Genomic DNA, 20,119 nt, shown 5'->3' with positions numbered 1-20,119 from the left:
TCCAGTGTGCACCTGCCGGGGGCAATGAGAAGGTTCCGAACGTGCCTAGTAGCGGCAAAAGGTACCTGTGAGCGCGCGGCCCTCCCTAATAGGGCGAACGCGTCTGTATGTACCCCAGCAGCAGGATCACCGCCGCCACGCACCCCAGCACCAGCGCCGCCGACCTCCACGACGACCCCCGCGGTGCCGCCGGGCCCGGATCCGGCCGGAACGGCACCGGGTCCGGCGGGTTCTCCCGCCACCGGGCAGCCAGCATGCGCGCCCGCGCGGACGGCTCCTTGTGCTCCGCCTCGGCGGCCCACCCGAGGTCGAACTCGTGCTGTTCGTCGCCTTGTTCCGTCATCCCCGTGCAACCTCTCCCGTCGGACAGAGCCAAGGAGGATGATTCCCTGACAGCAGGAGGTCTGGGAAGCGTGAAGGGTTCCACCACCTGCCGCCCCCGCCTTCAGCCGCCGTCCGGCCCGCCCGGCGGCTCGTCCCTGCCGCGGCTCAGCTCACGCCGTACCCGCCGCCAGGCCCGGATGATCTGTGGCAGTCTGCCGAGCACGTCGTTGATCTGGGCCAACAGCAGCGAAACGCATCCGGAGGCGGCGAGGATCACCAGCGTGACGCCGTCCCACCTCACCATGGGCTGAGCGGGGAGCGGCCGACGATCCAGTCGAGGGCTTCGACACCCAGTCGGTCCGGCGCCTCCAGCAGCGCGGTCTCGACCTGCGCCAGGTCGGCCAGGGCGGTGGGTGCTTCCGACCGGTCCAGAGCGGCGAGATGTTTCAGGGTCGAGGCCACGGTGGTGGGCCAGCCCGGCATGCCGAAGTGGGCGGGAGCGACGACCACGGACGAGGCGGCTCGTTGGAGCACCCCCGTGCGCCAGCCCTGTTCCCGCATGACCTCCGACGTGTACCAGACGCGGTCGTCGACGTTTTTCACGAATTCCTCAGTGGGCTCCCCACAGCCCCGAAGCGTGAAGTCCGAACCGCCGGCCCAGGGCAGGTCCAGGTCCGAGGCGACCGCCTGGAAGGCGAGCAGCGCTTCGGGCCCCTCGTCCCGGGCGGCGAGCAGCGCCGCCCGGGCTCTGCGGTACAGGTCGACGCTCTGCGCGAGGACCTCCGCGGCGCTCGGCCCACGTTCGGCCGCGCAGATCTCCTCCAGCGGTCCGTCCCGCCAGGAAACGGCGAGCAGACCGACCGCCGCGGCGCTGACCACCGTCTCCGTGTCGTCGGCGTCGATGCCGAAGTGCGTGAGGACGTCCACCAGGTCGTTGTCGTCGATGGCCCGGTCCGGCCGCTCCGGCGGTGGTGCCGGCGTGGGGACGCCGTCGGGGCGCTCGATTTCGACCCCGTGCGTCGCCAGGTCCTCGAAGATCGTGTCCGGGCCGCAGTCGATGTGCTCGGTGTCGTGCCGTCCGGAGCAGTCCTCCGCGCATTCCAGCTCCTCGCAGAAGTCCGGCTCGGCGGGCGCGGCCTCGTTGATCAGGTGATAGACGAGCCGGTCGGCCACCGCCTCGCGTACGGAGATCATCTCCAGGCCGAGCCTGAAACGCTCGTCCCGCAGCGCCGAGGTGTCGGAGCCGACGGACGCCGGGGGCTCTGGAACCTCCTCGGGGGTCCAGGTGTACGCCGACTCCAGGGACACGTACAGCCAGGCGATCCGCAGTGGCTCCACATCCCCCTCCGCCACCAGCCCGGCGACGGCCTCGGCCGCCTCGCGCACGCTGGTGACACCGGCCAGATAACGCTCGCACTCCGCCTCCCAGACGGAGGCCTCGGTCCGGGCCCGTTCGGCGTCCCGGACCAGTCGGGCATCGCGGGACCGGCGGGCCCGTCTCACCAGTCGAGTCAGACAGGGGCCGCACGCGAACAGCCCGGATGTCGGCGTCGGGCCGAGTGGTACCGCTCCACGGTCCTCGCCGAACGGCTCGTCGCAAAGACAGCAGTCCAGGGCCCCCACCTGACGGGAGGTGGGCATGCCGGGCAGGGCGGCGCGGATCGTGTCATGGGCGTAGGCGGGGATGTGCATGGGCGGGCAACTCCTCGGTGACGGCGCTCCGTCGGCGCCCTCACCATGCTCACCTCGCCGCCCGGCCGCGAGTCACGGTTTGGCGTCCGGGGCGGCCGACTTGACGCATCCTGACTCTGTCCTGGTCTGTGGCTTCTACCGTGTTGGCGGAACTTGACACCTCGAACCGGGAGGAACCCCCTTGGCCCCGTCCAGCACGCAGTCCCGACCGGCGGGACCACACGGGGAGTTGGTCGCAGCACTGCAGGAACTGCACCGAGCCGTCGGCCGGTTGAGCTTCCGGCAGATGAGCGGGCTCATCCGCGGCCGCGATGACCTGCTGTCCGGAGCCAGCCACGAGACCGTGAGGTCCGCCGTCAACGGGACCCGGGTGCCGCGCTGGGAGACCGTCCACGACATCGTCGTGGTGCTGGCCGGGCAGTGCAGCCCGCCCCGGGACGAGGAGTCCGAGACGGCCAGGTTCCTACCGCTTTGGCGCGCGATCGGCGAGGGCGAGTCCGGCGCGCTGAAGTCGTTCCAGGAACTCGTCAACGGCGGCTGGGGCGGCGAGGACGGCAGCTGGTCGCCGGAACTGGTCATGGGCGCGATGCTCAACCCCTTCAACGCCATCGAGATCCATCCGTCGCTCGCCGTTCCGCACGAGCCGCTCGTGTCGGAGGACGACTGGATCCGGGTGGTGGTGAGAGAGATCGAGGAACAGGGCGCGGAACACACGCTCCGTGTCCTGCTGCACATGCTGAAGGGCGACTACGTGGGCGCGGACGCGGGCGCGCCCTACGGCTATCGCAATCCCGACCGGGAGGCCATGGAGGCGTACGCCGCGTTCCGGTACGGCTGCCGGGAGGCTCTCCGGCGCCTGGACCGCGAGCCCAATCTCCTCGCCGAGTCGATCCGGGCGATGCGTGCCGACGAGACGATGGACCGGGACGACCGGGCCGAGATGCTGGAGAACGAGTCGGACCTGAGCCTCATGCGCGAGGTGATGATCGTGACGCCCGGCACCTGGGACGAGGTCTCGGAAGAGGCGCAGCGCATGGTCCTGGGATACCTCATCAGGACGATCGGTCCGGTGGGCCCGTTCGGTCTGCCGGACGCCGAACGCTTCCGCATCGTCTGGCGGGTCCCCGAGCCCTCCACCGACTGACGGCACAACGCGGCGGGGCCGCCGTCCTCACGGACGGCGGCCCCGGAAGCACTCGAAGGTGCCGACGATCACACGTCGAAGTACAGCTCGAACTCGTGCGGGTGCGGGCGCAGCTGCAGCGGGGCGATCTCGTTGGTGCGCTTGAAGTCGATCCACGTCTCGATCAGGTCGGGCGTGAAGACGTCACCGGCGAGCAGGAACTCGTGGTCGCGCTCCAGGGAGTCCAGGACGGCCGGGAGGGAGGTCGGGACCTGGGCGACGTTCGCGTGCTCCTCGGGAGCCAGCTCGTAGAGGTCCTTGTCGATCGGCTCGGCCGGCTCGATCTTGTTCTTGATGCCGTCCAGGCCCGCGAGGAGCAGGGCCGAGAAGGCCAGGTACGGGTTGCCGGAGGAGTCGGGCGCGCGGAACTCGACGCGCTTGGCCTTCGGGTTCGAACCCGTGATCGGGATACGCATCGCGGCGGAGCGGTTGCGCTGCGAGTACACCAGGTTGATCGGCGCCTCGAAGCCCGGGACCAGGCGGTGGTACGAGTTCACCGTCGGGTTGGTGAAGGCGAGCAGCGACGGGGCGTGCTTGAGGATGCCGCCGATGTAGTAGCGGGCGGTGTCCGACAGGCCCGCGTAGCCGGCCTCGTCGTAGAAGAGGGGAGAGCCGCCGGCCCACAGGGACTGGTGGACGTGCATGCCCGAGCCGTTGTCGCCGAAGATCGGCTTCGGCATGAAGGTCGCGGTCTTGCCGTTGCGCCAGGCCACGTTCTTCACGATGTACTTGAAGAGCTGGAGGTCGTCGGCGGCGGCGAGCAGCGTGTTGAACTTGTAGTTGATCTCCGCCTGCCCGGCGGTGCCCACCTCGTGGTGCTGGCGCTCGACCTGGAGGCCGGACTTGGCCAGCTCCAGGGAGATCTCGGCGCGCAGGTCGGCGAAGTGGTCGACCGGCGGGACCGGGAAGTAGCCGCCCTTGTAGCGGACCTTGTAACCGCGGTTGTCCTCCAGCGCGCCCGTGTTCCAGGCACCCGCCTCGGAGTCGATGTGGTAGAAGCTCTCGTTCGCCGAGGTGGCGAAACGGACGCTGTCGAAGACGTAGAACTCGGCCTCGGGGCCGAAGTACGCGGTGTCGGCGATACCGGTCGACGCCAGGTACGCCTCCGCCTTCTTCGCCACGTTGCGCGGGTCACGGGAGTACTGCTCGCCCGTGATCGGGTCGTGGATGAAGAAGTTGATGTTGAGCGTCTTGTCCCGGCGGAACGAGTCCACCCGGGCGGTCGACAGGTCCGCGCGCAGCGCCATGTCGGACTCGTGGATCGCCTGGAAGCCACGGATCGACGAACCGTCGAAGGCGAGCTCCTCGTCCGGGTCGAACGCCTCGACGGGCAGCGTGAAGTGCTGCATGACGCCCGGCAGGTCGCAGAAACGGACGTCGATGAACTTGACGTCCTCGTCCGCGATGAACTTCTTGGCCTCGTCGGCGTTCTGGAACATCCAGCTCCTCCTACTCCCGGCCGTTCCCGTGCCGGGGTGGTAGTTCGTTCGTGCGGCCAGTGCGGTGGCACACGTTGTCCTCGACCCTAGGGACGGGTGATTTCTCGGGCGTGACCCATTTGTTTCGCTGAAGTTAACCGACCTCGGCTCCACGGTAGCCCGTGGCACCCCGCCGACCCAGGGCCCCGGCCGGGCCCAGTACCGTGGACGGGTGGACAACAGGCAAGCAATCGGATCGTGGCTCTCCGGACCCCGCGCGGCCATGGAGGACGCGGGTGCCGAGTTCGGGTACCGGGGCGAGCAGCTGGGTCTGCCCGAGGAGGGGCCGGGCTCCATCGCCCGCCCCGGGCGGCGGCTCGGCGCGCTGGTCGTGGACTGGGCGCTGTGCGTCTTGATCGCATACGGCCTGATCACCGACGGCTACACCCCGGCGACCGGCAACTGGGCCCTTCTCGTCTTCTTCGTCCTGGGCGTCCTCACGGTGGGCACGATCGGGTTCACGCCGGGTAAGCGGCTGTTCCGGCTGCGGGTCGTCGGCGTCGACACCGGCCGGGTGCAGCCGCTGCGCGCCCTGGCCCGCACGGTGCTGCTGTGCCTCGCGATCCCGGCGCTGGTCTGGGACCGGGACGGCAGGGGGCTGCACGACCGGCTGGCGAAGACCGTAGAGGTCCGTATGTGAGGTAGCGGTTCGGCTGCGGGCCGGTGGGGGCTGGTCGCGCAGTTCCCCGCGCCCCTGACGGGGCGCTGCAGTCGCGTCAGCTACATAGCTGCGGGCAGGCGTGCCGCAGGGCGGCACGGGTGGGCGCGGCGGCAACCTGCAAGCGCCGGTAAGCGTCCCCACCCCCGCCCATCCACAACCCCGGCCCCCCACCCCCGCTCACCTCCTCCGCAGCACCCGCGCCAGTACGTCCCGCAACTCTCCCTCCGGGTCGGGCACGGCGTCCTCCGAGCGCCACGCCACGTACCCGTCCGGCCGTACCAGCACCGCGCCCTCCGCCGTCGTACCGTGCGCCGCCGTCCAGCCGCCGTCGCCCTCCTCCGCGTCGTACACAAGATCGCCCGCCGCGCCGACGCGGTACGTGTCCAGCCGTAGCCGCTCCGTGTCCGCGATCCGCCGGGCGGCCGCGTGCCAGGCGGCGCCGCCCGCCGAGTCCGCGTCGCTCAGCAGCACCATCGACCGCTCGTACAGGTCGAGCGTGGACACCCGCTCCCCCTCCCGGCGCAGCCACAGGTGCGGGGCCCGGCTGCCCGGCTGGCCGGTGAGGTTCATCCCGTTGGGTACGAGCGGCTGGTCCGGGTCGGCGCCGAGGACCGCGCCCTTCGGGTAGCGGTAGCCGAGGACGATGTTGAGGATGCCGCCGCGCCGGTCGGCGCCGACGCCGGGGGCCGGCGCGAAGCCCGGGTGGCTGTGCTCCACGGAGCGGGCGGAGGCGCGGGCGCTGGTGGCTAGGGCGATCGGGCGGCGCTCGGCGTCGTACGACTCCAGCAGGCCGGGGCCGGCCCAGCCGTCCAGGACCGCCGCCAGCTTCCACGCGAGGTTGTGGGCGTCCTGGATGCCGGTGTTGGAGCCGAAGGCCCCCGTCGGGGACATCTCGTGCGCGGAGTCGCCGGCCAGGAAGACCCGCCGGTCGGCGTAGCGTTCCGCGACCCGTTCGGCCGCCCGCCAGGACGCCCGGCCGGTGATCTCGACGTCGAGGTCGGGGACGCCGACCGCCCGCCGGATGTGCCGGGTGAGGCGCTCCTCCGTGAACTCGTCGAGGGTTTCGCCGCGTTCGGGGTGCCAGGGCGCGTGGAAGACCCAGCGCTCCTTGTTGTCCACGGGGAGGAGGGCGCCGTCCGCCTCCGGGTCGGTGAGGTAGCAGCAGATGAACCGGCGGTCCCCGACCGTGTTCTGGAGCAGCTTGGAACGGAAGGTGATGCTGACGTTCGCGAACAGGTCGCCGGGGCCCGTCTGGCCGATGCCGAGCCGGCCGCGGACCGGGGAGCGCGGGCCGTCGGCCGCGACCAGGTAGTCCGCGCGGACGGTGTACATCCGGTCGGAGTCACGGTCGCGGACGTACGCCGTCACTCCTTCGGGGTCCTGTTCGAAGGACTCCATCTCGTGGAAGTAGCGCAGCTCGCCGGTGAGCGATTCGGCCGCCCGGCGGAGTACCGGTTCGAGGTCGTTCTGGCTGCACAGGCACCAGGCCGTCGGGCTGAACCGCGCCAGTCCGCCGCCGGGGTCGATCTCCTTGAACAGCCATTCGCCGGCGTCGCCGACCAGCGTCGGGGTCTGCAGGATGCCGTGGTTGTCGGCGAGGAGGGAGGCCGCGGCCCTGATGTCCGGCTCGATGCCCGCTCTCCGGAACAGCTCCATCGTCCGCACGTTGTTGCCCCGGCCGCGTGGGTGGATCGAGGTCCCGGAGTGTCTCTCGACGAGCATGTGGCGTACGCCCAGTCGGCCCAGGAAGAGGGACATGGACAGGCCCACGAGGGAGCCGCCCACCACGAGGACGGGGACCTGGTGATCGGTTTTCTGGTGCATCGGGCACTCCAGAGGCGGGTGTTGGTGCGTCAGCTGCGTTGCAACGTCCATGCCCCGTCCGGGCCCCCTCGGGAGGGGTTCCGCGGGCTCAATCACCCACCTGGTTCACGCGAGTCGCGCGCTTCGGAGGACCGGCACAGGATCAAGAAGCGCTGACGCCGCGTCATCGGCGAAGGCGCAGGCCGCTGCCCAGCGAAGGAGATGTGCGAAGCATGACGACGATCTCGGAAAAGGTTTCGGCAAAGCCGACCCGAACGACCCGCCCGGTCTCGACACGGGTCTCCCAGTCCGTCTTCGACGGCTCCCGGCTCCGGGTCGTCCTGCTGGTGGACGTCTACGACGGCGCGCAGCAGCAGTTCCTGGAGGCCTACGAGCAGCTGTGCAGCCAGGTCGCCCAGGTGCCCGGGCACGTCAGCGACCAGCTCTGCCAGTCGATCGAGAACCCCTCGCAGTGGCTGATCACCAGCGAGTGGGAGAGCGCCCCGCCGTTCCTCGCCTGGGTGAACAGCGAGGAGCACGTGGAGATGGTGAAGCCGCTGCACAACTGCGTGCGCGACACCCGCTCGCTCCGCTTCCACGTCGTACGGGAGACCGGCGGCCCGTCGGCGGACGCCGTACGCGTCCTGCAGGCCAGCCCGCGGATGGGCGACGGCGTGATCCGCCACGCGCTCACCTTCACGGTCCGGCCGGGCAGCGAGGCCAAGGTCGCGAAGATCCTCGCGGACTACGCCTCGCCCGAGGCGAAGGTCGACGACTCCACCCGGCTCTGCCGCACCTCCCTCTTCATGCACGGCAACCGGGTCGTGCGGGCCATCGAGGTGCGCGGCGACCTGATGGCCGCCCTGCGCCATGTCGCCCGGCAGCCCGAGGTGCGGGCCGTGGAGGAGGCCATCAACCCCTACCTGGAGCAGGAGCGCGACCTCAACGACCAGGAGTCCGCACGGGTGTTCTTCACCCGGGCGGCGCTGCCGGCCGTCCACCACGTCAGCGCCGAGGAACTGGCCGAGGGCGAGCGGCACGCCCTCTACTACCCGGCCCGCCCGGGCTGCGGGATGCGGCTCGCGGAACTGCTCGCGCAGCAGGACGAGGCCGCGGCCGAGGACCCGGCGGGCCCGGTGCTGCACAGCACGGTCTTCCAGCGTGACGACGTCGTCGTCCGCCTGGTCGAGCAGCGGCCCGGCACGCCCGTGGACGTCACCCCGGCCCACGCGCTCACCGCCCTGCTGGACGGCGACGCGGTGCGGATGCAGCTCCTCACCGACCGCCGCTCCCCGGACGCCTGACGCCTGACCCCTCAACGTCGCATCACCCCCACGGAGGAACGCAGACATGCAGCCCATTCCGAAGATCGTGGACCTCAGCGAGGTCGAGCCCAACACCCGGCGCGGCGGTGATCTGCGCGCCATGCTCACCCCGGCCACGGTGGGTTCCACCAGCGGTTTCATGGGTGTGGCCATCGTGCAGCCGGGCGACCGCATCGCCGAGCACTACCACCCGTACTCCGAGGAGTTCGTGTACGTCGTCTGCGGCGAGATGGAGGTCGACCTGGACGGCGAACCGCACTCGCTGCGGCCCGAACAGGGGCTGATGATCCCCATCAGCATGAAGCACCGCTTCCGCAACGTGGGCGACGTCGAGGCCCGGATCGTCTTCCACCTCGGCCCGCTGGCCCCGCGCCCGGCGCTGGGCCACGTCGACACCGAGGAGACGGAAGCCGTCGCCGTGGGGCAGGTCCGGTCGTGACCCGGCGCGTGGCGGTTACGGGCATAGGCATCGTGGCTCCGGGGGGTGTGGGCGTACCGGCGTTCTGGGATCTGCTCGCCTCGGGCCGGACCGCGACGCGCGGCATCACCTTCTTCGACCCCTCGGGCCTCAGGTCGCGGATCGCCGCCGAGTGCGACTTCGATCCGGCGGCGCACGGCCTGGACGCCGAGGAGATCGAGCGGGCGGACCGTTACATACAGTTCGCTCTGGTCGCCGGCGACGAGGCGGTCCGGGACTCCGGGCTCGACCTCGGCCGGGAGGACCCCTGGCGGATCGGGGTCTCCCTGGGCACGGCGGTCGGTGGCACCACCCGTCTCGAGCACGACTACGTCCTGGTGAGCGGCGCGGGCCAGCGGTGGGACGTGGACCACCGGCAGGCGCAGCCCCAGCTGCACCGGGCGTTCTCCCCGAGCACGCTCGCCTCCGCGGTGGCGGAACGTTTCGGCGCCCAGGGTCCGGTGCAGACCGTCTCCACCGGATGCACCTCCGGCCTGGACGCCGTCGGCTACGCCTTCCACACCGTCCAGGAGGGCCGCGCCGACGTCTGCATCGCCGGTGCCTCGGACTCCCCGATCTCCCCGATCACCATGGCCTGCTTCGACGCGATCAAGGCCACCTCCCCGAACAACGACGACCCCGAGCACGCCTCCCGGCCCTTCGACAACCGCCGCGACGGGTTCGTCATGGGCGAGGGCGGCGCGGTACTCGTCCTGGAGGAGCTGGAGCACGCCAAGGCCCGCGGCGCGCACATCTACTGCCAGCTCGACGGCTACGCCACCTTCGGCAACGCCTACCACATGACCGGTCTCACCAGCGAAGGGCTGGAGATGGCCCGCGCCATCGAGACCGCCCTCGACCACGCCCGCCTCGACCCCACCGCCATCGACTACGTCAACGCGCACGGCTCCGGCACCCGGCAGAACGACCGCCACGAGACCGCTGCCGTCAAGAAGGCGCTCGGACAGCACGCGTACAGCACGCCCATGAGCTCCATCAAGTCCATGGTGGGCCACTCGCTCGGCGCCATCGGCGCGATCGAGGTCGTCGCCTGCGTGCTCGCCCTGGCCCACCAGGTCGTCCCGCCCACCGCGAACTACGAGACCCCCGACCCCGAGTGCGACCTCGACTACGTGCCGAAGGTCGCCCGCGAACGGCGCCTCGGCGGCGTCCTGTCCGTCGGCAGCGGGTTCGGCGGCTTCCAGTCCGCGGTGATCCTGACCCGGCAGAGAGGACGGACACGATGAGCGAACCCCGGTCTCGACGGGCGGCCGTCACCGGCATCGGTGTCGTAGCGCCCAACGGAACCAGCACCGAGACCTTCTGGAAGTCCGTCCAGGAGGGACGCAACGTCCTCGACAAGGTGACCCGCGACGGCTGCGAGCACCTGCCCATGAAGGTGGCCGGCGAAGTCCGCGACTTCGACCCGGCGGCCGCCGTCGAGGAACGCCTCATCGTCCAGACCGACCGCTTCACCCACTTCGCGATGGCCGCGGCCGACCTGGCGCTCGAAGACGCCCGGCTCGGCCGCGCCGACACCGACGCATCGCCGTTCGACATCGGCGTGGTCACCGCGGCCGGCTCCGGCGGCGGCGAGTTCGGCCAGCGCGAGCTCCAGCAGCTCTGGGGCAAGGGCAGCCGGTTCGTCGGGCCGTACCAGTCCATCGCCTGGTTCTACGCGGCCAGCACCGGCCAGATCTCCATCCGGCGCGGCTTCAAGGGCCCCTGCTCGGTGGTCGCCGCCGACGAGGCCGGCGGTCTGGACGCCCTCGCCCACGCGGCCCGCGCGGTCCGCCGCGGCACGGACGTCATCGTGGCCGGCTCCACCGAGGCGCCCATAGCTCCGTACTCGGTGGTCTGCCAGCTCGGCTACGAGGAACTCAGCCGGGAGACCGACCCGGCCCGCGCCTACCGCCCGTTCACCGAACAGGCCTGCGGGTTCGTGCCGGCCGAGGGCGGCGCCATGCTCGTCGTGGAGGACACCGGCTCGGCCCGCCGGCGCGGGCTGCCGGTCCGGGCCACCCTCGACGGCCACGCGTCGACCTTCACCGGGGCCTCCCGCTGGGCCGAGTCCCGCGCCGGGCTCGCCCAGGCGATCCGCGGGGCGCTGGCCGAGGCCGGCTGCGCCCCCGAGGAGATCGACGTGGTGTTCGCCGATGCCCTCGGCGTCCCGGAAGCCGACCGGGCGGAGGCGCTGGCCATCACCGACGTCCTCGGCGCGCACGGCAGGCGGGTGCCGGTCACCGCGCCCAAGACCGGGATCGGCCGCGGCTACTGCGCGGCCCCGGTCCTGGACACTGCAGCCGCGGTGCTCGCCATGGAACACGGGCTGATCCCGCCGACCCCGGGTGTCCACGACATCTGCCACGACCTCGACCTCGTGACCGGCAGCGCCCGTGCCGCGCAGCCACGCACGGCACTGGTGCTCAGCCGGGGCCTCATGGGGTCGAACTCGGCGCTCGTGCTGCGCCACGGCGCGGCCGAGTGAGTCGAACACACCAGCTGCCCAGCAGAGCAGCTAAGAAGAAGGAGTTGCTATGAGCATCACCGTGGACGAACTGTCCGAACTCATGAAGAAGGCCGCCGGCGTCACCGTCTCCCCGGCCGACCTGCAGGACCGGGCCGACAGCGGTTTCGACGTCCTCGGCGTCGACTCGCTCGGCCTGCTCGGCATCGTCGGCGAGCTGGAGAACCGGCACGGTGTGCCCATGCCGGTGGACGCCGAGCGGTGCAAGACGCCCCGCCAGTTCCTCGACCTCGTCAACAGCGCCATGCCCGCGGGAGCCTGAGATGACCGGACACACCCAGAACGAGATCACCATCGCCGCACCCGTCGACCTGGTCTGGGACATGACCAACGACGTGGCCAACTGGCCGCAGCTGTTCAGCGAGTACGCCAGCGCCGAGATCCTCTCCGACGAGGGCGGCAAGGTCACCTTCCGGCTGACCATGCACCCCGACGAGAACGGCAAGGTGTGGAGCTGGGTCTCCGAGCGCACGGCGGACCGCCGCAGCCTCCGGGTCAAGGCCCGCCGGGTCGAGACCGGCCCGTTCGCGCACATGGACATCCTCTGGCAGTACGAGGAGGTGCCCGCCGGTACCCGGATGGTCTGGACCCAGGACTTCGCGATGAAGCCGGAAGCCCCCGTCGACGACGACTGGATGACCGACAACATCAACAAGAACTCCAAGATCCAGATGGCCCTGATCCGCGACAGGATCGAGAAGGCGGCCACCGGCCGGCGTCCCGACCCGGCCCTCGCCGACTGAGCCGGCCCGCAGGAACACAGGAACGGAGAGACACGTGCACCAGGCCCTGATCGTCGCCCGTATGGCACCGGGCTCCGCCCCCGACATCGCGAAGGTGTTCGCGGACTCCGACCGGGGAGAACTGCCGCACCTCGTCGGGGTCACCCGGCGCAGCCTCTTCCAGTTCGGCGATGTGTACATGCACCTCATCGAGTCCGAGCGCGAGCCGGGACCGGCCATCGCCAAGGTCACCTCGCACCCCGAGTTCAGGGACGTCAGCGACCGTCTCACGGCGTACGTCAGCGCGTACGACCCGGAGACCTGGCGTTCCCCGAAGGACGCGATGGCCCAGCGCTTCTACCTCTGGGAGCGCGACGGCGGCGCGTGACCCCGCCTACCGCCGCACGCCAACGGTGCCGGACCCGCGCACGACGCGGGCCCGGCACCGGCGCGTGCCGGGGCGGCCGCGTCAGGCGGGCACCATGCAGTCGAAGGCGTGCAGGTACGGGTTGACCGGCCGGATGTCGTTGACGCTCAGGCCCGCGTCGCCCAGCCGCCGCACCATGCTGTCGGTGGTGTGCTTGGCCCCGCCGACGTTCAGCAGGAGCAGCAGGTCCATCGCGGTGCTGAACCGCATCGACGGGGTGTCGTCGACCAGGTTCTCGATGATCACCACCCGGGCCCCGGGCCCGCCCGCCGCGACCACGTTGGCGAGCAGCCGCGCGGTGGACTCGTCGTCCCACTCCAGGATGTTCTTGATGATGTAGACGTCCGCGTCGACCGGCACGGCCTCCCGGATGTCGCCGGGCACGATCCGCGCCCGGTCCGCGAGGTCGCCGCCCTCGCGCAGCCGCGGCAGGGCCTTCTCCACCACCTTGGGCAGGTCCAGCAGGTAGCCCTTCATCGCCGGGTACTTGTCCAGCAGGCTGGCCACCACGTGCCCCTGCCCGCCGCCGAGGTCGGCGACCGAGCGGCTGCCGGACAGGTCGAGCAGGGCCGCGACCTCGCGGGCCGACTGCTCGCTGGAGGTGGTCATGGCCCGGTTGAAGACGTCCGCGGACTCCGGCGCGTCCTCGTTCAGGTAGACGAAGAACTCCTTGCCGTAGAGGTCCTCGACGACGTTGCGGCCGGTGCGCACGGCCTCGTCGAGCTTCGGCCAGGCGTCCCAGGTCCACGGCTCGGTGCACCACATGGCGATGTAGCGCAGGCTGTGCGGGTCGTCCTCGCGCAGCAGCCGGGAGGTGTCGGTGTGGGCGAACGTCCCGTCCGGCCGCTCGGCGAAGACGCCGTAGCAGGACAGGGCGCGCAGCAGCCGGCGCAGCGGCTTCGGGTCGGTCTGCACCGCCGACGCCAGGGACTCCACCGTCATGGGGGCGTCCCCGAGCGCGTCGGCGACGCGCAGCCGGGCGGCCGCGCGGACGGCGGCGGCACAGGCCGCCCCGAACACGAGCTCGCGCAGCCGCATCGACGGCGGCGGAGCGTCCTCCTCCGGCCCCTTGGCCGGCGTCGTGAGGTCGCGTGCTGGTGCGGTCATGTGCCGCCTTCCTTCCGTGTGGGGTGTCGCAGGGCTGTCAGGTCAGCACAGACCCGCGGGCTTGGACTTCTTGCAGGTGTTGTCCTTGAAGGCGTTGTTGTGCTTGACGGCCTCCTGGTTGACCAGGTCGGCGGGGGCGTTGCCCGACAGCTTGTTGCGGGTGATCTGGTTCTTGTCGCTGGTGACACCCACGAAGCTCTTGAAGACCACGACACCGCCCGACAGCGGCGACTTGCCGGAGTTGCCGGTGACGGTGTTCCCGGTCACCAGGGTGTCCTCGGCGCCGGTCAGCACGATGCCGGAGCCCTGCAGGAAGGCCAGCCGGGCTGTCTTCTTGCAGTACTTGTTGTTCTTCACGACCTGGTTGTCGGCGACCGTCAGGTGACCGGCCTTCGGCTTGTTCTCGTCGCCGACGACGAACACGCCCGCGCAGTTCCCGGTGACCGAGTTGTCCGAGACCGTGAGGTTGCGCAGCCGGCGGACGGTGACGCCGATCCGGTTGTTCTCCAGGAGGTTGTGCTCGACGACCGTGCCGAACGTGTCGACGGCGCCCTTCTCCGCGGTCACGGAGTTGGCGAGGAAGATGCCCGCGTCGCCGTTGTTCCGGGCGACGTTGTTCTGGTACATGCTGTGGACCGAGCGCTCCTCGGCGAGGCCCCACTGCCCGTTCTTCACGGCGGCCACGCCGTGCACGTGCAGGTTGGCCGCGCCCACGGCCATGACACCGGTCCGGGAGAACCCGGTCACGGTCAGGTGGGCGATGGTCACGTCCTCGACGGGCTGCTTCTTGGCGCCGACCACGCAGATGCCGTTGCCCATCTCGGCGCACGACTTCACGGCGGTCTTCTTCGCGCCGGTCATGGCCTTCATGGCCTTCTTGGACTTCTTGACCGGCTCCAGCACGGTGTCCGGACCCACGCCACGCAGGGTGAGGCCGGGCGTGGTCACCTTGACGCTCTCGTGGTAGGTGCCGGCCAGCACCACGACCGTGTCACCGGGCTCGGCGGCGTCGACCGCCTTCTGGATGGACTCACCCGGGTGCACGGTCAGAACGCCGTGCGAGGAGGTCGCCGGGGCGGCGCCGAGGAGGGAGCCGCACAGGGCGGCGCTGCACGCGAGGTATGTGATATGGCGTTTTGTCACATCTGGCAGGTTAGGAGCAGATGACCCGATTAACGGCTGGATGCTCCGTTCGGCGGCGTGTCACCAGCGGGCCCGCTTAGAGCGCGGGGAACCGCGCGAGAAACCACGAAGGCGCGGCGGTCGCCAACGCAACCACCGCGCCCGAGTTCGTAGGCGTGCCCACCGGGCTTTACCGCCCCCGAGGTCCGCCCTTCGGCATCCGCATCCCCTTGGGCATCGGCCCCTTCGGCAACGGCATGTTGGACATCAGGTCCCCCATTGCCCGCAGCCGGTCGTTGGTGGTCGTCACCTGGGGCCCCGTCAGCACGCGAGGGAACTTCAGCATCGTGGTCCGCAGCTTCTTCAGCTCGACCTGGCCCTCGCCCGTGCCCACGATCACGTCGTGCACCGGCACGTCGGCCACGATCCGGGCCATCTTCTTCTTCTCGGCGGCCAGCAGGGTCTTCACCCGGTTCGGGTTGCCCTCGGCGACCAGGACGATGCCGGCCTTGCCGACCGCCCGGTGCACCACGTCCTGGCTGCGGTTCATCGCCACCGCCGGCGTCGTCGTCCAGCCCCGCCCGATGTTGTCCAGAACGGCGGCCGCCGCGCCCGGCTGACCCTCCATCTGGCCGAAGGCCGCCCGCTCGGCCCGTCGGCCGAAGACGATCGCCGTCGCGAGGAAGGCGAGCAGCAGTCCCAGGATGCCCAGATAGACCGGGTGGCCGATCAGGAAGCCGATCACGAGGAAGACGGCAAGGGTGCCGAGACCGACACCGGCAAGCACCAGGCCGATCACCTTGTCGGCCTTGCGCGTCATCTTGTACGTCAGGACGATCTGCTTCAGTCGTCCCGCATTCGCAGCGTCCGCTGCGGGTTCCTTCCTCGCCATGCCCCGAAGTCTACGTGGCCCCGGGAGTGCCGACGACGGCAGTGCCCGGGAAGGGCCTTGGAAGGGGGCGTCAGGAGCGGCCGGCGGCCTGCTCCAGGAAGCGCTGGGCCTCGACCCGGTCCTTGGCGCGACGGCGGTCCTCCAGTACGGAGGTCCAGGCGTTCTGGCGTGCGGTGCGCTGGCCGCCGCTCATGAGCAGCGACTCGACGGCGCGCAGCGCGTCGGTGAAGGACGGGATCGCGGTGGCGCGGACTGGCGCGGCCTGCATGGTGGAGGTCCCCCCTCGAAGTGGGTGTACATGCTGTGATACCAGGGTCACTGTTCGGTGTTACCAGGGCGTGACCGACCGGTCAAACGCCAATGAAACCTTGATACGCGGGCCCGGAACGCTGACGCGGCCCTGACGTACGCCCTCATCAGCGAGGACGGTCAGGACCGCGTCCATTCGGTCACTACTGGCCAGTAATAGTTTGTGCGTGAATTCACACGCTCGGCGGCGGGGCCGGTCCGGACCGCCGTCGGACCTCCTGTCAGACCGCCTGCGCGGCGACGAACGCGCCCCGCTTCTCGACGGCCATCTGGTACAGGCGGCCGGCGCGGTACGAGGACCGCACGAGCGGGCCGGACATGACACCGGAGAAGCCGATCTGCTCGGCCTCCTCCTTCAGCTCCACGAACTCCTGCGGCTTGACCCAGCGCTCCACGGGGTGGTGGCGCACGCTCGGGCGCAGGTACTGCGTGATGGTGACCAGTTCGCAGCCGGCCTCGTGCAGCTGGCGCAGCGCTTCGGAGACCTCCTCGCGGGTCTCGCCCATGCCGAGGATGAGGTTGGACTTGGTGACCAGGCCGAAGTCGCGGGCCGCGGTGATGACCTTCAGCGAGCGCTCGTAGCGGAAGCCGGGACGGATCCGCTTGAAGATCCGGGGCACCGTCTCGACGTTGTGCGCGAAGACCTCGGGGCGGGACGAGAAGACCTCGGCGAGCTGCTCGGGGACCGCGTTGAAGTCGGGGGCGAGGAGCTCGACCTTGGTGCGGCCGGCCTCGCGCTCCGCCGTCTGCGCGTGGATCTGGCGGACCGTCTCCGCGTACAGCCAGGCGCCGCCGTCCGCCAGGTCGTCGCGGGCGACGCCGGTGATGGTCGCGTAGTTCAGGTCCATGGTGACCACGGACTCGCCCACGCGGCGCGGCTCGTCGCGGTCCAGCGCCTCGGGCTTGCCGGTGTCGATCTGGCAGAAGTCGCAGCGCCGGGTGCACTGGTCGCCACCGATGAGGAAGGTCGCCTCGCGGTCCTCCCAGCACTCGTAGATGTTCGGGCAGCCGGCTTCCTGGCAGACCGTGTGCAGGCCCTCGCTCTTCACGAGGTTCTGCATCTTCGTGTACTCGGGGCCCATTTTCGCCCGGGTCTTGATCCACTCGGGCTTGCGCTCGATGGGGGTCTCGGCGTTGCGGACCTCCAGGCGCAGCATCTTGCGTCCGTCGGGTGAGACTGCGGACACGACCGGCTCCCTAGCGATTGATTCTTCGGCGACCTTCAGGGTACGCCCGTTGATTTGAATGCCCGGTGTGGGTGCTGGCCTCTCCGGGGGCTGCCGCCCCCAGACCCCCGCTGTCGGCCTACGGCCTCGTCATCAAACGCCGGACGGGCTGTTTGTGGTTGCCCTTCGTCCTCAAGTGCCGGACAGGCTGATTTATGCCGCCGGCGCCTTCTCGATCACCCTCGGCTTCAGATCCGCGTTCTCCAGGACGGCCTTCAGGTGCCGCTCCACCACCGGCAGCACCTCCTCGATCGTCACGTCCCGGCCGAGCTCTCCCGCGAGGGAGGCGACGCCGGCGTCGCGGATGCCGCACGGGATGATCTTGTCGAACCACTTGTTGTCCGGGTTCACGTTGAGGGCGAAACCGTGCATGGTCACGCCCTTGGCCACCCGGATGCCGATCGCGGCGATCTTGCGGTCCTCGCGGCGCTGGCCGGCGTTGGAAGGGGCGTACTCCGGGCCGTTGAGGCGGGGGTCGAACTCCTCGTCCGTCAGCCGCGGGTCGAAGTCCAGGGAGAGGCCTCCGAGGGCCTGCGGCCGCTGCTCGACGGGGTCGCCGAGCACCCACACCCCGCTGCGCCCCTCGACCCGGGTGGTCTCCAGACCGAACTCGGCGCAGACGCGGATCAGGGCCTCCTCCAGGCGCCGGACGTGCGCGACCACGTCCACCGGGCGCGGGAGCTTCTGGATCGGGTAGCCCACCAGCTGGCCCGGGCCGTGCCAGGTGATCTTGCCGCCGCGGTCCACGTCGACGACCGGGGTGCCGTCGAGCGGTCGCTCGTTGTCCGCGGTGCGGCGGCCCGCCGTGTAGACCGGGGGGTGTTCGAGCAGCAGGACCGTGTCGGGCACCTCGTCGGTGAACCGCGCCGCGTGCACCCGGCGCTGCTCGTCCCATGCCTCCTGGTACTCGACGGCGTCCGCGCCGAACCCCATGCGGACGAACCGCAACTCACTCACGGCAAGCGCCTCCCTCGGCGATAAGGCGATAAGTGCGTCAGGCACGTAACGCGCCCAAGCAACTGTACGTCCGCCCGTCGCGCGTCAGCCCCGGGGCCAATCCTCACACGATCGGATGAATGAACGGCGAGATGTGCGATCGACTGCTCACTCTCCGCTACATTCGCGCCGTCCACGAGCGCCAAAAGGGCTGCTCACCGGCAATCCGGGCACAAGCGACCGAGCTGAGCCAGAAGGCAGGAGACCGCACCCCAGATGACGGACCGACCCGCGCAGCGCACCCCCAACCGCCAGCTCGCCGCGCTCATCGCAGAAGCAGGGTTCTCCAACGCGGGTCTGGCCCGGCGCGTCGACCAACTCGGACTCGAACACGGGCTGGATCTCAGATACGACAAGACATCGGTCACCCGGTGGCTGCGCGGCCAGCAGCCCCGGGGCACCACCCCCGCCCTGATCGCCGAGGTCTTCACCCGGCGCCTCGGCCGCCGGCTCACCGCGCAGGACCTGGGGCTCGACGCCTGCGCCCCGGTCTACGCCGGGCTGGAGTTCGCCGCCACCCCCGAGGAGGCCGTCGACATCGTCAGCGGGCTGTGGCGCAAGGACTCCGGCAGCCACGCCGAACTCCGCAAGATCGCCTTCACCCCGGCCGGGCTGGTCGTGCCCAGCCGGGACTGGCTGATCGGCCGCGCCGACGACAAGGTGGCCCGCGGCGAGCCGGCGGCACCGGCGGCCACGGCCCGGGTGCCGGCGCAGACCCGGCCCGCCCCGCCCAAGTCGGTGCCGCTCGCCCCGGTGCGTCCGCGCGGGCAGGCCGAGCGCGGGCCCGGCCAGCGGGTGACCGGCGGCGACATCGCCGCGCTCCGCTCGGTCGGCGAGCTGTTCCGCTCCCTCGACGACCAGTACGGCGGGGGCCACGCCCGGCAGGCCCTCGTCCGCTACCTGGAGCACGAGTGCGAGCCGATGCTGCGCGGTACGTACGGTGAGCAGACCGGCCGCCGGCTGTTCGGCGCGGCGGCCGACCTGACCCGGCTCGCGGGCTGGACCTCGTACGACATCGCCGCGCACGGCCTCGCCCAGCGCTACTTCGTCCAGTCACTGCGGCTCGCCCAGGCGGCGGGGGACCGGTCCTACGGCTCCTACGTCCTCGTCACCATGAGCCGCCAGGCGGTCTACCTCGGCCACGGCCGGGAGGCGGTGCAGCTCGCGCGCGTCGCCCAGCAGGGGGTCGGCACGAGCGCCCCACCGGTCGTCCAGGCCCTGCTGCACGCGGCCGAGGCGCGCGCCCACGGGGTGCTCGGCGAGGTACGCGCCTGCACGGGCGCGCTCGTCCGCGCGGAACGCGCCCTGGAGGCGGCCCGCCCCGGCGACGAAGTCCCCTACTGGGCCCGCTTCTTCGACGAGGCGCAGCTGGCCGACGAGTTCGGCCACTGCCACCGGGACCTCCAGCAGTTCCGGGCGTCCGCGCAGCACGCCGAGCGCTCGCTGCAACTCCGTGCGCCCTCCTACGCCCGCAGCCGCCTCTTCTGCCGCGTCGTCCTCGCCACGGCCCGCCTGGGCCTCGGCGAACTCGACCAGGCGTGCGCGCTCGGCGTGGAGGCGGCGGGCGCGGCGGCGGAGATGCGCTCGGTCCGCGCGATCGAGTACGTCAAGGACTTCGAACGCCGCCTGGAGCCCTACAAGGACGCGGCACCGGTGAAGGGCTACCGGGAGAAGGTCGCCGCAATGAACTGACATCCCACGGGTCCGCTGCGCGGGGCTGCGGCCTCAGATGTCTCCGTCGCCCACCTTCGCCCCGCCGCAACGGTGATCAGCCGCGACGGCGCCGTCCGGCAGTGTCGGGCCGGCCGCTGCCACGCGCCGTTGCCGGTGCCGGTGCTCTCCCGGGTGCGGCGTCGTCGCGGCTGGTC

At 70.9% G+C, this 20,119-nt stretch carries 21 protein-coding genes; 10 read left to right on the top strand and 11 right to left on the bottom strand.

From position 1 onward, the window contains the following. Window positions 1-85: 85 nt before the first annotated feature. The 3 genes from ACFZB3_RS22340 to ACFZB3_RS22330 form a co-directional block, all read right to left on the bottom strand. A complete protein-coding gene (locus ACFZB3_RS22340) occupies window positions 86-343 on the bottom strand; it encodes a hypothetical protein (RefSeq protein ID WP_391377548.1) in 258 nt (85 codons plus the stop codon). A gap of 102 nt (window positions 344-445) precedes the next feature. Next, complete coding sequence (locus ACFZB3_RS22335) at window positions 446-628, bottom strand: hypothetical protein (protein WP_391377545.1); 183 nt, start codon at window positions 626-628, stop codon at window positions 446-448. Then, window positions 622-2,016 (bottom strand): hypothetical protein, encoded by a 1,395-nt coding sequence (locus ACFZB3_RS22330; RefSeq protein WP_391377542.1) that lies wholly within the window; start codon window positions 2,014-2,016, stop codon window positions 622-624. The genes ACFZB3_RS22335 and ACFZB3_RS22330 overlap by 7 nt, the downstream gene beginning before the upstream one ends. 286 nt (window positions 2,017-2,302) lie before the next feature. Here ACFZB3_RS22330 and ACFZB3_RS22325 point away from each other — a divergent pair, with 286 nt between their 5' ends. Further along, window positions 2,303-3,160: a hypothetical protein gene (locus ACFZB3_RS22325; RefSeq protein WP_391377540.1), complete on the top strand. Its 858-nt coding sequence runs from the start codon at window positions 2,303-2,305 to the stop codon at window positions 3,158-3,160. 68 nt (window positions 3,161-3,228) lie between these two features. Here ACFZB3_RS22325 and glnA read toward each other — a convergent pair whose 3' ends face one another. Continuing rightward, window positions 3,229-4,638, bottom strand: a complete 1,410-nt coding sequence (gene glnA, locus ACFZB3_RS22320) for a type I glutamate--ammonia ligase (RefSeq protein ID WP_123977765.1) — start codon at window positions 4,636-4,638, stop codon at window positions 3,229-3,231. A 211-nt stretch (window positions 4,639-4,849) separates the two neighbouring features. On the opposite strand from glnA, the gene ACFZB3_RS22315 reads away from it, so the two are divergent. Beyond that, window positions 4,850-5,317: an RDD family protein gene (locus ACFZB3_RS22315; RefSeq protein WP_391377538.1), complete on the top strand. Its 468-nt coding sequence runs from the start codon at window positions 4,850-4,852 to the stop codon at window positions 5,315-5,317. A 198-nt stretch (window positions 5,318-5,515) separates the two neighbouring features. Here ACFZB3_RS22315 and ACFZB3_RS22310 read toward each other — a convergent pair whose 3' ends face one another. Beyond that, complete coding sequence (locus tag ACFZB3_RS22310) at window positions 5,516-7,162, bottom strand: FAD-dependent monooxygenase (protein WP_391377536.1); 1,647 nt, start codon at window positions 7,160-7,162, stop codon at window positions 5,516-5,518. Window positions 7,163-7,374: 212 nt separating this feature from the next. On the opposite strand from ACFZB3_RS22310, the gene ACFZB3_RS22305 reads away from it, so the two are divergent. Genes ACFZB3_RS22305 through ACFZB3_RS22275 form a run of 7 tightly spaced genes read left to right on the top strand, consistent with a single transcriptional unit; the run spans window position 7,375 to window position 12,560 of the window. Beyond that, the gene (locus tag ACFZB3_RS22305; protein ID WP_391377534.1) at window positions 7,375-8,445 is read left to right on the top strand and encodes a SchA/CurD-like domain-containing protein; all 1,071 of its coding nucleotides are present in this window, start codon (window positions 7,375-7,377) and stop codon (window positions 8,443-8,445) included. Window positions 8,446-8,491: 46 nt separating this feature from the next. Further along, entirely contained in the window at window positions 8,492-8,905 is a 414-nt protein-coding gene (locus ACFZB3_RS22300; RefSeq protein ID WP_391377532.1) for a cupin domain-containing protein, read from the top strand. Continuing rightward, entirely contained in the window at window positions 8,902-10,170 is a 1,269-nt protein-coding gene (locus tag ACFZB3_RS22295) for a beta-ketoacyl-ACP synthase II (RefSeq protein WP_391377530.1), read from the top strand. Before ACFZB3_RS22300 ends, ACFZB3_RS22295 begins: the two co-directional genes overlap by 4 nt. Beyond that, a complete protein-coding gene (locus tag ACFZB3_RS22290; protein WP_391377528.1) occupies window positions 10,167-11,411 on the top strand; it encodes a beta-ketoacyl synthase N-terminal-like domain-containing protein in 1,245 nt (414 codons plus the stop codon). Before ACFZB3_RS22295 ends, ACFZB3_RS22290 begins: the two co-directional genes overlap by 4 nt. 49 nt (window positions 11,412-11,460) lie before the next feature. Next, a complete protein-coding gene (locus tag ACFZB3_RS22285) occupies window positions 11,461-11,712 on the top strand; it encodes an acyl carrier protein (RefSeq protein ID WP_089101200.1) in 252 nt (83 codons plus the stop codon). A 1-nt stretch (window position 11,713) separates the two neighbouring features. Continuing rightward, a complete protein-coding gene (locus ACFZB3_RS22280) occupies window positions 11,714-12,193 on the top strand; it encodes an SRPBCC family protein (protein ID WP_391377525.1) in 480 nt (159 codons plus the stop codon). Between the two features lie 34 nt (window positions 12,194-12,227). Continuing rightward, the gene (locus ACFZB3_RS22275) at window positions 12,228-12,560 is read left to right on the top strand and encodes a TcmI family type II polyketide cyclase (RefSeq protein ID WP_217552701.1); all 333 of its coding nucleotides are present in this window, start codon (window positions 12,228-12,230) and stop codon (window positions 12,558-12,560) included. A gap of 81 nt (window positions 12,561-12,641) precedes the next feature. Here the strand turns inward: ACFZB3_RS22275 and ACFZB3_RS22270 are convergent, their stop codons facing one another. The 6 genes from ACFZB3_RS22270 to lipB form a co-directional block, all read right to left on the bottom strand. Then, entirely contained in the window at window positions 12,642-13,637 is a 996-nt protein-coding gene (locus ACFZB3_RS22270) for a methyltransferase (RefSeq protein ID WP_391377857.1), read from the bottom strand. 111 nt (window positions 13,638-13,748) lie between these two features. Beyond that, the gene (locus tag ACFZB3_RS22265) at window positions 13,749-14,849 is read right to left on the bottom strand and encodes a NosD domain-containing protein (RefSeq protein WP_391377523.1); all 1,101 of its coding nucleotides are present in this window, start codon (window positions 14,847-14,849) and stop codon (window positions 13,749-13,751) included. 169 nt (window positions 14,850-15,018) lie between these two features. Then, window positions 15,019-15,720: a DUF4191 family protein gene (locus ACFZB3_RS22260; RefSeq protein WP_391377521.1), complete on the bottom strand. Its 702-nt coding sequence runs from the start codon at window positions 15,718-15,720 to the stop codon at window positions 15,019-15,021. A gap of 70 nt (window positions 15,721-15,790) precedes the next feature. Beyond that, window positions 15,791-15,988, bottom strand: coding sequence for a hypothetical protein (locus tag ACFZB3_RS22255; RefSeq protein WP_181806529.1), 198 nt, complete (start codon window positions 15,986-15,988; stop codon window positions 15,791-15,793). A 262-nt stretch (window positions 15,989-16,250) separates the two neighbouring features. Next, window positions 16,251-17,216 (bottom strand): lipoyl synthase, encoded by a 966-nt coding sequence (gene lipA, locus ACFZB3_RS22250; RefSeq protein WP_362581842.1) that lies wholly within the window; start codon window positions 17,214-17,216, stop codon window positions 16,251-16,253. A 192-nt stretch (window positions 17,217-17,408) separates the two neighbouring features. Then, window positions 17,409-18,212 carry a lipoyl(octanoyl) transferase LipB gene (gene lipB / locus ACFZB3_RS22245; RefSeq protein WP_391377518.1) on the bottom strand — a complete coding sequence of 268 codons (804 nt, stop codon included), beginning with the start codon at window positions 18,210-18,212 and terminating at the stop codon, window positions 17,409-17,411. Between the two features lie 255 nt (window positions 18,213-18,467). Here lipB and ACFZB3_RS22240 point away from each other — a divergent pair, with 255 nt between their 5' ends. After that, a complete protein-coding gene (locus tag ACFZB3_RS22240; protein ID WP_391377516.1) occupies window positions 18,468-19,943 on the top strand; it encodes a regulator in 1,476 nt (491 codons plus the stop codon). Window positions 19,944-20,119 lie beyond the last annotated feature (176 nt).

Source organism: Streptomyces sp. NPDC008092, assembly GCF_042957285.1.
Taxonomy (GTDB): domain Bacteria; phylum Actinomycetota; class Actinomycetes; order Streptomycetales; family Streptomycetaceae; genus Streptomyces.
The sequence above is the reverse complement of the archived record's forward strand: the minus strand, read 5'-3'. Positions and strand labels throughout refer to the sequence as shown.